Origin of the sequence: uncultured Sphingobacterium sp. (assembly GCF_964277905.1) — a bacterium.
Classification (GTDB): domain Bacteria; phylum Bacteroidota; class Bacteroidia; order Sphingobacteriales; family Sphingobacteriaceae; genus Sphingobacterium; species Sphingobacterium siyangense.
Genome location: NZ_CAXYKD010000024.1, coordinates 254,339 through 268,692, shown reverse-complemented (window position 1 = coordinate 268,692; position 14,354 = coordinate 254,339). Strand labels below are relative to the sequence as shown.

10 protein-coding genes and 1 tRNA gene are annotated in these 14,354 nt (G+C 40.6%); 8 read left to right on the top strand and 3 right to left on the bottom strand.

The features are described from left to right. Positions 1–12 precede the first annotated feature (12 nt). Complete coding sequence (gene xseA, locus ACHWSC_RS11055; protein WP_394676817.1) at positions 13–1,299, bottom strand: exodeoxyribonuclease VII large subunit; 1,287 nt, start codon at positions 1,297–1,299, stop codon at positions 13–15. A 196-nt stretch (positions 1,300–1,495) separates the two neighbouring features. On the opposite strand from xseA, the gene ACHWSC_RS11050 reads away from it, so the two are divergent. The 3 genes from ACHWSC_RS11050 (at position 1,496) to radA (ending at position 6,003) form a co-directional block, all read left to right on the top strand. Next, the gene (locus ACHWSC_RS11050) at positions 1,496–3,220 is read left to right on the top strand and encodes a serine hydrolase domain-containing protein (RefSeq protein WP_394676816.1); all 1,725 of its coding nucleotides are present in this window, start codon (positions 1,496–1,498) and stop codon (positions 3,218–3,220) included. Beyond that, positions 3,217–4,377, top strand: coding sequence for a dipeptidase (locus tag ACHWSC_RS11045; protein ID WP_394676815.1), 1,161 nt, complete (start codon positions 3,217–3,219; stop codon positions 4,375–4,377). Before ACHWSC_RS11050 ends, ACHWSC_RS11045 begins: the two co-directional genes overlap by 4 nt. Before the next feature lie 240 nt (positions 4,378–4,617). Then, entirely contained in the window at positions 4,618–6,003 is a 1,386-nt protein-coding gene (gene radA / locus ACHWSC_RS11040; RefSeq protein WP_075990497.1) for a DNA repair protein RadA, read from the top strand. A 153-nt stretch (positions 6,004–6,156) separates the two neighbouring features. Here radA and ACHWSC_RS11035 read toward each other — a convergent pair whose 3' ends face one another. Continuing rightward, positions 6,157–6,840 (bottom strand): peroxiredoxin, encoded by a 684-nt coding sequence (locus tag ACHWSC_RS11035; RefSeq protein WP_159332607.1) that lies wholly within the window; start codon positions 6,838–6,840, stop codon positions 6,157–6,159. A gap of 72 nt (positions 6,841–6,912) precedes the next feature. Here ACHWSC_RS11035 and ACHWSC_RS11030 point away from each other — a divergent pair, with 72 nt between their 5' ends. After that, on the top strand, positions 6,913–8,061 hold the full coding sequence (locus ACHWSC_RS11030) for a methionine aminotransferase (protein WP_394676814.1): 1,149 nt from the start codon (positions 6,913–6,915) through the stop codon (positions 8,059–8,061). A 141-nt stretch (positions 8,062–8,202) separates the two neighbouring features. Beyond that, positions 8,203–10,131, top strand: a complete 1,929-nt coding sequence (nagB, locus tag ACHWSC_RS11025) for a glucosamine-6-phosphate deaminase (protein ID WP_201666900.1) — start codon at positions 8,203–8,205, stop codon at positions 10,129–10,131. 246 nt (positions 10,132–10,377) lie between these two features. On the opposite strand, the gene ACHWSC_RS11020 is transcribed toward nagB, so the two are convergent. Further along, positions 10,378–12,894, bottom strand: a complete 2,517-nt coding sequence (locus tag ACHWSC_RS11020) for a family 20 glycosylhydrolase (RefSeq protein WP_394676813.1) — start codon at positions 12,892–12,894, stop codon at positions 10,378–10,380. Between the two features lie 140 nt (positions 12,895–13,034). Here ACHWSC_RS11020 and ACHWSC_RS11015 point away from each other — a divergent pair. The 3 genes from ACHWSC_RS11015 (at position 13,035) to ACHWSC_RS11005 (ending at position 14,211) form a co-directional block, all read left to right on the top strand. Next, positions 13,035–13,106: transfer RNA gene (locus ACHWSC_RS11015), tRNA-Glu, on the top strand. A 247-nt stretch (positions 13,107–13,353) separates the two neighbouring features. After that, complete coding sequence (locus ACHWSC_RS11010) at positions 13,354–13,491, top strand: hypothetical protein (RefSeq protein ID WP_394676812.1); 138 nt, start codon at positions 13,354–13,356, stop codon at positions 13,489–13,491. A gap of 108 nt (positions 13,492–13,599) precedes the next feature. After that, complete coding sequence (locus ACHWSC_RS11005; protein WP_394676811.1) at positions 13,600–14,211, top strand: tyrosine-type recombinase/integrase; 612 nt, start codon at positions 13,600–13,602, stop codon at positions 14,209–14,211. The last annotated feature ends 143 nt before the right edge of the window (positions 14,212–14,354 follow it).

The window sequence follows — 14,354 nt, the reverse complement described above, 5'->3', positions numbered from 1 at the left end:
ACGATGGCCAACTTAAACCTGGTTCGCATCCAAACCTTCTTTCGGAGATTTATCCGTTACAGTACTGGTAAGTTCGCCATATTCGAGTATCGTCTGTATCACATCGCCCGGTGATACCTGTGTCACCGACTGCAGTAGTTTTCCGTTAACCTTAGTAATTGAAAAACCTTGTTTCAATAACCGAATAGGATCAGAGAGTTGAATAATTCGCTCAGTATGAGCCAAAGCCGTCTTGTGCTCGTAAAGCCGTAATTTTATCAAGGAGTTCAGCTCATGTTGAAATTGCTGAACAGCGGCTCTCGAGGTCTGAATTTCCCTTTTGCCAATCCATTGTATATGTGTTGCGAGCTGAGATAGTACATTGCGCTCTTCTTTAAAACGAGTAAGAATGAGTTGCTGTATACTTTCCGCTGCCTTATCAACCGGAATAGCAAAGTTATGAAACTTCTGAATCAGAAAATCGGCTAGCTCACTGGGAGTGATGGCGTTTTTATAGGCGACCATTTCGCTAACCGTGTAATTCGTCGAATGTCCAATGCCCGTCAATACAGGGATTGGGAAAATAGCGATAGCACGTGCCAATAAGTAGTTGTTATAACTGGAAAGCCCAACCTCACCACCCCCTCCACGTATGATGGCGACGACATCGTACTTGTCGATTTTTTCAGCAATAACTGCAAGCTGATTGATAATAGAAGGCACTGACTTGTCTCCTTGTAATAATGCCGGAAAGAGCGTGCATTCTATGCGGTAACCCCAAGGGTTTTGATTAATAATTTTGTAAAAATCAGAAAGTCCCTTACTTGTTTCTACTGAAATAATCGCCAATCTTTTGGGAACCACCGGAAAGCCCAGTAATTTATTGGACTCATATATGCCCTCTGCTTTCAGCTTTCGGATACTGTCTAACTTCTCCTTTTCAAGTTCACCTAAGGTAAAAGTCGGATCAATATCAACAATGCGCAAACTTAATCCGTACATGGGATCATAGGAAATACTTGCCTGAAATAACATCGTGATCCCTTCTCGCAAAGGTTCTTGGGCGACTTTAAGAAAATTGTTGTTGATACGATTGTAATCAGCTTTCCATAAGATGGACCGAATTTCAGCGACAATTTTACCATCCTGTTTTTCAACCAGTTCAGGGTAACAGTGGCCAGAATGCGTATAATGATTGAGCTTGTTCATTTCTGCTTTGATCCAGTACAAACTCTTATACCGCTCTGCAAGTGTCTTTTGGATACTGCGGCTGACTTCCAGCAAGGAAAATATTGTTTTATCTTGAATCAATTCTGGCATTAGTCAAACTTACAGAAAAAACCTTCATGATGCAATCCGGAGATGGTTGAATCTGCTATGACCAAAGGGAGACAGAATTTATTAATCCCGATAGTCAAGTCGAGTAACAAAATTGATTTTTTTTCGAGCGAGCATATTCCTTCGTTATTTAATTCGTATTTTTATTTGATAGAACCTAAAAAACGATAAAAGCAGAATGAAAAAACGATTTTTTGGGGCTTTATTTGCAGGTTTGTTCTGTATTAGCCCCCTGTTTGCTCAATATAAGTCTACGATTAAGAACGAAACGATACTGTTTAATAACCTCGATCAGTTGCTACCTTTAGAAAACCTGGATCAACTTCGTATTGCAGTTGTCGTTCCTAACGCTGCAAAATATGCGATGTTCACAGAACAGTTGGCCCGCTATGCAAACACCAAAATCTTTGATTTTAATAAATTTGATGAGGACATCAAATATTATAACACCATTATTGTGGCTGGAAAAGAAGATGACTTAGATGCAGATTGTCTAGCACAGTTGAAGCAGGCCGTATTAAACAATAAAAAAGTTATCCTTTGTCATTTTTTTGAAAATGAAAAGAGCAAAAAGAGTTTATCGGAGCATTCACAGTCTGATTTGATCGAATTACTTGCTCCTTTTTCAGAGATTGGACAGCGTCAGATGGCAATGTCTATTTTTGGTGGGATTCCTATCACTGCGGGTCATGCCAAAACCACACAGACAAGGCTGCAATATGGCGCGGCATCAAGTTCTAATCTGAACCTGACCAAATTGACGAAGAAAATTGATGCCATTGCACAAGAAGCTATTGATAAGCAAGCAACACCGGGAGCTGTTGTCATGATCGTGAAAGACGGGCAAGTACTTTTGGAGAAATCTTACGGATTTCACACATATTCCAAAGATATTCCCACAAAAACAACTGATATTTTTGATCTCGCATCTGTCAGTAAGATTGCCGGTACTACTCCTGTAATTATGCGGCTTACCGAGCGGAATATTATTAATTTGGATAGTACCATGGGACATTACCTATGGCAGGCAAAGTATACCAATAAAAAGGATATCAAGCTTCGTTCCGTCATGTTGCATGAAGCAGGATTTACACCTTTTATTCCCTTCTATAAATATCTGAAAGCTGGAGACGTTGTTTCAGTCCGCGATGATAACCATCAAGTAAAAATGGCCGACAATAGCTATATTCTCAACAATTATTACCGCGATTTCATGTGGCCCGAGATGCTAAAATCACCTGTAAAACCCACTGGAAATTATGTTTATAGTGATATCAGTATGTACGTGATGAAGGAAGTTGCAGAACATCAGACCGCCGAACCTCTGCAAGATTATGTGCAGGAGAACTTTTACAGGCCATTGGGGATGACGCGTGCGGGTTACCTTCCCCGAGAGCGTTTTGCAAAGGATGAAATCGTTCCTACCGAACAGGATACCTCCTTTCGGAAAATATTGCTAGAAGGCTATGTCCACGATCAAGGTGCAGCAATGGCTGGCGGTATTGCCGGGCATGCCGGATTATTTGCTACCGCAAATGATTTGGCAATCTATGGTCAACTGTTATTGAATAGAGGAGAGTACGGGGGGGAGCGCTACTTTAAAACTGAAACAATAGATTTATTTACCTCCAGGCAATCGACAAGCAGTCGTCGGGGCTTAGGTTTTGACCGTTGGGATCCAAACCCAAAAAATGAATATCCATCTAAGTTAGCGAATAGCTCTGTATTTGGACATACTGGCTATACAGGAACATGTATCTGGATTGATCCGCAGAATCAACTGATCTATATCTTTTTGTCTAATCGCGTACATCCTCAGGTGAGTACCAAGCTGTTGGACCTGAATATCAGAAGCAGGATTCAGGACGCTATTTATGAAACGATCAATGAAAGTCAAAAATGATAAAAGGCCTGCTATTACTTGGACTAGCAATGACGACACTCAACAATGTCGGATATAGTCAAGACTATAAACAGATACACCAAGATTTGGTGGTCGTCGACGGACACAATGATGTGATTTACGAATCCATTTTCCAGGGGAAAAATATTGGTCAGCGAATAAGTTCGGGAGCTACTGATTTACCGCGACTGCGGGAGGGAGGTGTCGATGTGCAGGTATTTGCTGTGTGGTCTGATGATGCGAAGTGGAAATCCGGGGCATTTAAGCACGCCAATGACCAGATAGATGCATTGGAAAAGATGATTGCGGCGAACACCGATAAAATAAGTTTGGCAAAATCTTCACGTGATATCGATTCGATCTTAAAAACGGGGAAAATAGTCGCTTTGATTGGGGTTGAAGGCGGAAATATGATTGAGGGAAGTGTTGATCATTTAATGCGACTCTATGAGCGTGGTGCCAAATACCTCACTTTGACCTGGAACTACAATTTGTCCTGGGCGAGTTGTGCTGCAATGGAGTCAGGTCGTATGAATCCCAAGGATAAAGGGTTGACGGCAAAAGGTCGAGCAATTATCCGGAAGATGAACGAATTAGGGATGATGGTTGATCTGTCCCATGGAGGAGAGCAGACTTTCTATGACGTGCTGGCGATAACGACCAAACCGATCTTGGTTTCCCATAGCAACGCCTATGAATTATGTCCACATTTCCGCAATTTGAAAGATGCACAATTGGAAGCTTTGAAAAAAAATGGGGGCGTTGTTGGTGTCAATTTTTATTCAGGTTTTTTGGATCCATCCTACGAAACAAGGCTTAAGGATTTGTATGTGGGTAAATTTGGTGATAACGGGGATACAAAATTGAGTACTTGGTCTATGTATGAAAAGTTGCCAAAAGAACTTCAACGGCAAGCCGATGCTCCACTGTCGAAATTATTGGATCATATCGACTATTTGGTCAAAAAAGTGGGTATTGATCATGTTGCTGTAGGCTCGGACTTCGATGGCATAGAATCCTCACCCCAAGGTCTGGAAGATGTTTCTAAATTTCCGCTACTGACCAAAGCGCTGTTGGAGAGAGGTTATACAAAAACGGATGTTGCGAAGATCATGGGACAAAATTTCTTGCGGATCTTAAAAGAAAATGAAGAATAAACACTTCGGTTTTTTTTAAGGTTTGTCAGTAAGGTTCCAGTATACACGCAGCAGTGTTGACTTATTGTTAAAATAGTGATGTGGTATCTAGTAATGTAATATACTGTATATTGACTTAAGCCGCCATAGAAGTAGCATTATGGAAAGGCTGATCAGTCCTTGCGTAATATCCTGGGTAATATAATACGTATGGGGCATGATATTACGCTTTTAACAGCTATAAATTTGTAATTTCGTAGCATGGCAAAATCAAAATCAGCATACTTCTGTCAAAACTGTGGCTACGAATCTCCCAAATGGATGGGACAATGCCCTTCTTGCAAGCAATGGAATAGTTTTGTTGAGGAAGTCGTCGAAAAGACGAGTTCAAAAGTGCCCGAATGGCGTAGTTCTACCACAGGCGGAAGCACGAAAAGAGCGAATAAAGCTGCAATCATTCACGAGATTGTCTATCAGGATGAATTACGGATATTGACTCCTGATCAGGAGTTTAACCGGGTTCTTGGTGGTGGTATCGTTCCGGGTTCATTGGTACTTATCGGAGGCGAACCTGGTATTGGGAAGTCTACGTTGATGTTACAGCTCGCTTTGTCGATTCCACAAGTCAAGACACTTTATATTTCTGGGGAGGAAAGCGAACAGCAAATTAAGATGCGGGCAGAGCGATTGTCACAATCTTCTAAAGCAAATTGTTATATCCTTACCGAGACATCTACTCAAAATATTTTCAAGCAGATCGAGACGGTACAGCCGAACGTCATTGTAATAGATTCTATACAGACTTTACATTCCGCACAAATTGAATCGGCACCAGGGTCGGTTTCTCAGGTACGCGAATGTACCGCAGAATTGCTGCGGTTTGCAAAGGAAACCAGTACACCAGTTTTTATTGTAGGGCATATTACCAAGGACGGATCTATTGCAGGCCCCAAGGTTTTAGAACATATGGTGGATACGGTGCTTCAATTTGAGGGTGATCGTCATCATGTATACCGAATTTTACGGGCCGTAAAGAATCGTTTTGGATCTGCTTCAGAACTCGGTATTTATGAAATGCAGGGGTCGGGATTGAGGGAAGTGTCAAATCCTTCGGAGATTATGATTTCCCAGCGCGATGAACCTGTTAGTGGCGTTTCCATTGCGGCGATGCTCGAAGGAGTGCGCCCTATGATGATTGAAGTGCAGGCACTGGTGAGTAATTCGGCGTTTGGAAATGCTCAGCGCTCTTCTACAGGTTACGATACGAAGCGATTAAATATGCTGCTGGCTGTTTTGGAGAAACGCTTTGGCTTTAGGTTAAGTGCACAGGATGTGTTTTTGAATATTGCCGGTGGGTTGCGTGTTGAAGATCCTGCGATTGATTTGGCTGTTGTTGTTGCAATTATTTCTTCACAACAAGATATCGCGATTCGATCCAATCTGACTTTTGCCGGTGAGGTTGGTTTATCGGGTGAGATAAGGGCCGTAAATCGCATTGAACAGCGTATACAGGAGGCCGAGAAGTTGGGCTTTGATGGTATTTTTATTTCTAAATTCAATACCAAAGGATTGGATGCTAAAAAATATAATATTGCCATTCGTCCGGTTGCCAAATTGGAGGACATCTTCAGTGCTTTGTTTGGCTAAGCGAGAAAAAGGGGTAATCAATCGTTTAATATCCTAATTTACTGGGATCATCTTAAAATAGATTTTTTCAGAAAAATGGCCTTCTTCAAAGAATAAAAATAAAAAGACCATGCTTTTACTAAAACATGGTCTTTTTTATGGATCGTCTATAGTTTACTTTTTCAAGACTTCTTTCAATTTCGCGCGTAAAGCATCACCATGTAAATTCTTGGCGACGATTTTCCCATTAGGATCGATCAGTACATTCTGAGGAATAGATTTTACGCCATATAATGTTCCGACATCATTTTGCCAACGTTTGAGATCCGAAACATGACGCCAGTGCAATTTATCTGCATGGATGGCTTTAATCCAAGAATTGCGATCCTTATCAAAGGATATACCCAATATTTCAAAGTTTTCACCTTTAAATTGTTGGTATGTTTTTACAAGATCTGGGCTTTCGACACGGCAATCCGGGCACCAAGATGCCCAAAAATCAAGGAGAACATACTTTCCTTTAAAGTCCGAAAGCTTTACAGGGTTACCAGTAGTATCATTTTGCGTAAACGCGGGAGCTGTTTTTCCAATTTGAACCGTTTCCAACGTATTTAAGTAGTCTTGGAACTCTTTTCCTTCACTTGAATTCTTGACATTTTTACTCAAGGTATTATAAAGCGCTTGAAGCTCGGGGTATACAGGGTCATAACCGCCGACTCTACGCAAGTCAACCAATGTCGAGATTGAATCCGGAGCGGCCTTAACGCGTGCAATATACTCCTCTTTGGTAAGTTCTTTTTTTTGTGCAGAACCAAAGAATGGCAGAACTAAAAAAAGTAGTGTGATGTATTTTATCATGTTATTATTCTTATATATATTTACAAATATAAGAAAATCCACTAATTTAGTAGATTAATAAAATGTCAAAAAATGAACTTCAACCTAACTTCTAAACTTCCACATGTCGGCACGACGATCTTTACCAAAATGACGATGCTTGCCAATGAGCAGCAAGCCTTAAATCTGTCGCAAGGTTTTCCTGACTTTGAGACCGATCCGAAGTTGGTTCAATTCGTGTCTAAGGCAATGGAACAGGGGCATAACCAATATGCGCCAATGATTGGGGCACAGGCATTACGTGATACTATCGCTAAAAAATATCGTGAAGTTTATGACGTGGCGGTTGATGCAACAGCAGAGCTTACTGTGACATCTGGCGGTACACAAGCAATTTTTACAGCTATTGCCACAGTTGTTAATCCACAGGATGAGGTTATTATCTTTGAACCGGCATACGATTGTTATGCGCCGACTATCGAATTGTTCGGCGGTAAAGTTGTTCCCGTGCGATTATTGGCTCCTGATTTTCAGATTGACTGGGATTACGTAGCTACGTTAGTTAATTCCAAAACCCGTTTAATAATCATCAATAATCCGAATAATCCAACAGGCAAAGTACTTGGTAGAGAAGAATTGATTAAACTTGGGGATTTGTTATCAGGTACCAACGCATTGTTGCTGAGCGATGAGGTATACGAGCATATTGTGTTTGACGGAGCTTCCCCGCAATCGGTACTGGAAATACCCACTTTGCGGGAGCGAAGTTTTGTTATTGCTTCCTTTGGAAAGTTGTTGCATACCACGGGTTGGAAGATTGGTTATTGCATTGCCCCGCCGCAATTAACTCAAGAATTTAGAAAGGTACATCAATTCAATGTATTTAGCGTAAATACGCCCATGCAATTCGCTATTGCAGCATATCTGGAGGATATAAGTTATGTCAAAGGCCTATCGTATTTTTTTGAGCGGAAAAGGAATTTGTTGAAGGACGGATTAAGGGGATCCCGGTTTAAGATTCTTCCTTGCGAAGGAACTTATTTCCTTAATATAGATTATAGTGCTATCAGTCAGGAGAAAGAATTTGAGTTTGCTTGTTTGTTAACCAGGCAACACAAAATTGCAACAATCCCACTTTCGGCGTTCTATAAAGAAGCTACAAATCAACAAGTTTTGCGGGTCTGTTTCGCTAAAAAGGATGAAACGCTATTAAAAGCCGTCGAGATTTTGAATAAGGTATAATCGTATTATTGACCTAAAAGAATAGCTAAAAGGTTTTATTTAAAATATTGCTAAGAAAGAACCACTTTATTAAAATTTTACTTCAACTTGAGGTACTAATTTTATAAATTTGTAATTCACGTTTATCAACATACCCATAAAATGGCTAGATTAAATTTATTGGAAGAAACGCGCTTCGAAAAAGTCCCTGTGAGCGTCTATCCAGATCAAAATTCAGCTTCGAAAAACGTTGCAAATCGTATTGCTGAAATTATTCGTGCAAAGCAAGAGAAAGGTGAGAAAGCTGTTCTGGGCCTTGCTACCGGTGCCACACCGGTAAAAGTCTATCAAGAATTGATTCGTTTGCATAAAGAAGAAGGTTTAAGCTTTAAGAACGTGATTACCTTCAATCTTGACGAATACTACCCTATGCAACCTGATGCTGATCAGAGCTATGTAACCTTTATGAACAAAAACTTGTTCGACCACGTAGATATTGATGCAGCCAATGTAAATATTCCAGATGGTACCTTAGCTTCTGATCAAGTAAATGCATTCTGTGAGGCGTACGAACAGAAGATTACGGCAGCAGGAGGTTTAGATATTCAATTACTAGGTATTGGCCGTACAGGCCATATCGGATTCAATGAGCCAGGTTCTGCACCTAACTCAGGTACACGTGTCGTAACGTTGGACGATTTAACTCGTCGCGATGCTTCCCGTGCTTTTGGTGGAAAAGAAAATGTACCAACAAAAGCGATTACCATGGGTGTAGGTACAATTTTCAAAGCGAGAGAGATTATTTTGATGGCTTGGACCGAAACAAAGGCTGAGATCATTAAAAAAGCAGTTGAAGGTGAAATCTCCTCAGAGATTCCTGCAACTTATCTACAATTATCGGATAACGTTGAATTTATTCTTGATGAAGCTGCTGCTTCATTGTTGACACGTTTTGATCTTCCTTGGTTAGCTGAAGATGTTACTTGGACACCTTCGTTAATTAAAAAAGCAGTTGTTTGGTTAGCTTTAGAGATCAAAAAACCAATCCTGAAACTTACCGACGAGGATTATAATGCACACGGAATGGCGAAGTTGGTTACAGAAACCGGTCCGGCATATAATATCAACATCCGTATATTCAACGAACTTCAACATACGATCACGGGATGGCCGGGAGGTAAACCCAATGTTGACGATTCACAACGTCCTGAGCGTGCCAATCCAGCGAAGAAAAATGTGATTGTATTTTCTCCACACCCGGATGATGATGTCATCTCGATGGGGGGTACATTTATTCGTCTGGCAGACCAAGGACACAATGTCCATGTTGCTTATCAAACTTGTGGTAATACAGCTGTTTGGGATGATGATGTGGTACGTTATCTGGAGTTTGCTGAAGATTTAGCAAAACAAATAGGGGCAGAGGCGGAAGCTTCTCAGATCGGTCGAATTTATGATGAGGAAAGAGCAATTTTTGCGACAAAAAAACCAAATCAGATCGATACTGAACTTGTCCGTAAAATCAAAGCATTGATCCGTAAGGGTGAGGCGATCGCAGGAGCTCGTTTGGTTGGTTTGCCAGATGAAAATATCCATTTCCAGGATTTACCCTTCTATGATAGACAGAAGTTTTCAAAAAATGTATCTTTTGAAGATGATATTCAACAAACAATGGAATTGTTGCGTCAGGTAAAACCACATCAGGTATTTGCTGCAGGTGACTTTGCTGACCCACATGGTACGCATAAAGTATGTTTCGATATCTTGTTTGAAGCATTGAGCAGATTGAGCAAAACAGATGAGTGGACCAAAGATTGTTGGTTGTGGTTATACAGAGGAGCATGGCATGAATACCCAATCCACGAGATCCAAATGGCCGTTCCATTATCTCCACAAGAAGTTTATCGCAAACGTTTAGCCATCTTCAAACACCAATCTCAAAAAGATTTACCTGTATTCCCTGGAGATGATCCACGTGAATTCTGGGTCCGTGCTGAAGACCGTACAAGCGAAACCGCAGCTTTATATGACCAATTAGGTCTTGCAAATTATGAAGCTATTGAAGCGTTCGTAAGATGGAAATTTGACTAGAATAATTGTCTGACTATAAAATAACTGTCTGACGACATAAAAAAGTCCTGAGCCACTTAAAAAAATTAGGACTTATAAAAATAGGGCTGCCCAATCTTGGACAGCCCTATTTTTTTTCTATTTGTCACGATCAGCCCGAGTGTCGTTTCGAATAGCCAATTCTTAAAGTGATCGAAATTACTTTAAGATAGCTTCGTGCTTTGCTATTATTAACGCCAATAGTATCCATCATTTTGAATCCCGATATTAATAGCTAATCACATCACCTGATCGTCCTCTCGCATCAAATACCTTAAATAAGTATTTCTTTCCAGTTTGGAATGGTATTGGACCGTTCACAAGTTTAGATTTCAAAGTTGGCGTAGTGCCGTTTTCGCTATAGTAGACTTTAAAACCGGGATAATCGGTATTGATAAGGAGTTGGCTACCTTCTTTCTTGATTCCTATTTTAGGAAGTCGATAGGTATAGCCTCCATTTACCCTATCCAGTTTTCTCAATTCATCCTCACCTAATTTTTTGATAAAGGAGGTATATGATTTACGGTAAATGGCCTCGTTAAAAGAATTTCCTTTTTCCCAGGTTTGTTCGGGTGCCCACGCGCGGTCAGCAATCGCTATTAAACGTGGAAATATCATTTCCTCAAGACGTTGGTCAGTAGATACCTTTTCTGCCCATAAGGCCCCTTTGATACCGAGGAGGTTTTTCTTCCCTTCCGCTGTAAGCTGTTCTTTATTGGTGTATGCCTCAGGCCTAAGATCTTTTCCTGTGTCATCCTTGCGCAGATTGATGAAGAAATTTTCAGGAGAAAACGAATAAGTTCTATTCAAATTAACCGTACCAACCCAACTGTGTCCTGGATCAGCAAAATCACGGTCCCAAGACATATCCAGGTAGTTGTTTGCAGCACTCGTATAAACAACTTTATATCCTGCATTTGCCAATCGATAAGCGAGGTCTTCCTGTCCTTGTCCAGGGAGATTGTTCCATACGTTCAAATGGATGTCGGATTTTCCTAGATCGGCATTTACAACCATGCCTTTTCCTTTATTGCGCATACCCATTTCTTCCCATCCAGACATCGTCAGCCCTTTTTCTTGAACAAGGGTATTAATTTTGGTAATATACAGTGGCCATACGTCGAGTACATTGGCGATATTATTTTCCTTCATAAAGGCCAATACCTTTGGCGATTTTTCCCAAACACCACTTGGCGTCTCGTCGCCTCCCAAATCGATAATTTTCAACGGAACCCCAGCCTGATCATGCATCGCTTTGATTTCATCGATCACCTTGCTCAGGAAGTGATAGGTTGAAGGTAGGGCGGGGTTCATGACATTGTCATTCCAGTTTTGTGCAGAATTGTAAACGGATTTGTCCTCTGCATCGTCCAGCAAGAATTCCTCTGCCTTTTGTTTATCGCCAAGGTTTGAATAATGTACAAAACGCGCACGCATTGCTTTGATTGCAGCACGCGCATGACCAGGAGTTTCGACCTCGGGTATGACATCGATGTGTCTTGCCTGTGCATATTTTAAAATTTCGATATAGTCAGCAACACTGTAGAATTGATGCGATTTGGCTGTCGCTCCAGAACCATAAGCAGACTGTATAGCCTTTCCATCTTCAAAATTAGCCGAACGGTTGGCTCCGATGGCCGTTAATTCGGGTAGGGTTGGAATTTCCAATCGCCAACCTTCGTCGTCAATGAAGTGGAAATGGAACTTGTTCAACTTGTAAGAAGCCATGAGATCCAATATTCTTAAAACCTCGGCTTTGCTATGGAAATTACGGGCAGCATCCAGCATAAATCCACGGTAACCATAGCGCGGGCTATCTTCAATGTTGCCGAATGGTAATGTGATCGATTTTATGCCTTTGTTCCATTGACTGTGATTGATCAACGATTTTAACGATTGTATGGCATAAAATGCACCAGCTTTATCAGAAGCCTCTATTCGTATACCTTTAGCACCAATCGTCAAGTGATAGGATTCGGGCTTTAAGTTGTTTGTTTTGACAATTTCAATGCCGCCTTGTGGACTGGATGAAGCTGCTAGCTTAACGCCTGAATAGCTGTTCAGGAAGTCTGTCAGAAAGACTCCTTCGCTAGCAAATTCATGGTCAACAAACAGTTTTGTATCTGTCGATAGGTTGAATTTTTCATTATTATTGATGCTGATATTGCTTGGTAAAGGGATGATATGCTGTGCTGCTATACCCTCTACCAGCTTATTTTGATCGTATTTATAAGCAAAGTAATCTGTTTTTTCAGCGTCGGACTGGGGAGCAATTTTAGCCGCAGCATAATCCGAAATATTTGTTGCAAGCCCAGTTTTATTATTTTTTAGGTATAGACCAATTGGTCCATCCGTATAATTGACCAGTCCAGTCGTGATAAAATCGATGTGGACTGTATCTTGCGCATTTAATAAAAAGTTATTTTTCTTAAAGCTAACCTGAAAGAGATCTCCGTTTCGGTGGTCTATCGCAAAACGTTTGTCGACCTTATCGGGATCAATAGAGCGAATAAAATTAAACCAGAGGCTCCAGTCGTTGAGTTGAACAGCGCTTTTTCCTTTGTTTTTTAAAATTAGGGTGGATACCGGATTTTTACGGATATTCTGTCCGTCTTTGACCTTCCAGGTGAGTTGCAGTTGATCTGCAATAGCACTCGATTTCTGGGCATAGGCTTCCTGACTTAATAAAGCCAAGCCTAGTCCGGCATAGAGTAGCGGTTTTTTGATTTTTTTAAAATTAGTCATGTTGGTTACTTTTTCAATGACTCTAAATATAGCTATTCTAGAGGGGTTTATGATCTATTTCAAAAAAAATGAATAAAAAAAAGATAAAAATTTTGACACTTTTATAAATATTTCTATATTTGCACACCGAAACAGAAAAAGGCCCGTTCGTCTAGGGGTTAGGACGCAAGATTTTCATTCTTGAAACAGGGGTTCGATTCCCCTACGGGCTACAGATCTAAAAGTCAAAACGTACAAAAGCCTGCAAATTAAGCGTTTGCAGGCTTTTTTGTTTTTCAGTATCTACAAAACTTACACGAATTCCCAATAAAAAAGTGAGTCAATCAGTGAGTCATTTTCGCTCATTTACCTACTCACTGAAATGATGATAACACCCTTATAATCAAGATTTTTAAAAATCAAACATCTTGATCCGTTTTAGTTGCAAGGCTAATTTTGTTTCACTTAAATGATGTTGTCATGAGTACAAATTATTCCTTGCTCTTCTATCTGAAGAAACCAAAAAATTATGTTAGTGGCCCCAAGCCAATCTACATGCGAATTACCGTATATGGTATCCCAAAAGAAGTCTCCACGGGACGTGAATGTGAACCATAAAAATGGAATTCAAAAGGCAACCGGGTAAAGGGTACGATCGAAACTGTCAAGACCCTGAACAGCTATCTTGATACCCTCGTAACTAAAATAAGTACGATCCATACCGCTATGAAGGCTGCCGCAGAGGAAATCACAGCGGAATCGATCAAACTTAAGTATCAGGGAAAGGATACTAAATGTAAAAATTTCTTAGATGTGTTCAGGGAGCATAATATGCAGATGAAAGCGCTTTTGGGTAATGGATTCAAACCTAATACGCTCAAAGGTTATAAAACCTCGCTTTCACATGTTATCGTATACCTAGAGAAGGAATTTAGTGTCGAAGATATTGACACTAGGAAGATTGATCATGGTTTTGTAACCGGATACGAATTCTTTCTGCGTGCTACAATGGGCTGTTCAGCCGTATCAGCTGCAAAATACATGAAACATCTTCGCAAAATAGTCAAGATCTGTATTGCACATCGCTGGATCACCGATGATCCATTCGCATTTTATAAGATCAAGGCGAAAGCTAAAGAGAAGGAGTTTCTGACAGATGCGGAACTGCGGAGAATAGAGGAAAAGTTGTTCAAGATACCAAGGCTAGCACATGTGCGTGATATCTTTGTCTTCTGTTGTTACACTGGACTTTCCTATGCAGACGTGAAGAAATTGAAATGGACAGACATTGGTGAGGGAGTAGACGGAAAACTCTGGTACAGGGAACCATACTTTTAATAAGGTTCGGGAATTTTCGGTATAAATGGAAAGAATCTGTTGTGGAGATCCTGCGCTCATAACGCTTGACCAGAAGCCTCTGCTCACCCAATAGTTCAAATAATGCATCCCTACCAATCTTTATATTATGCTCTAAAAGAAAG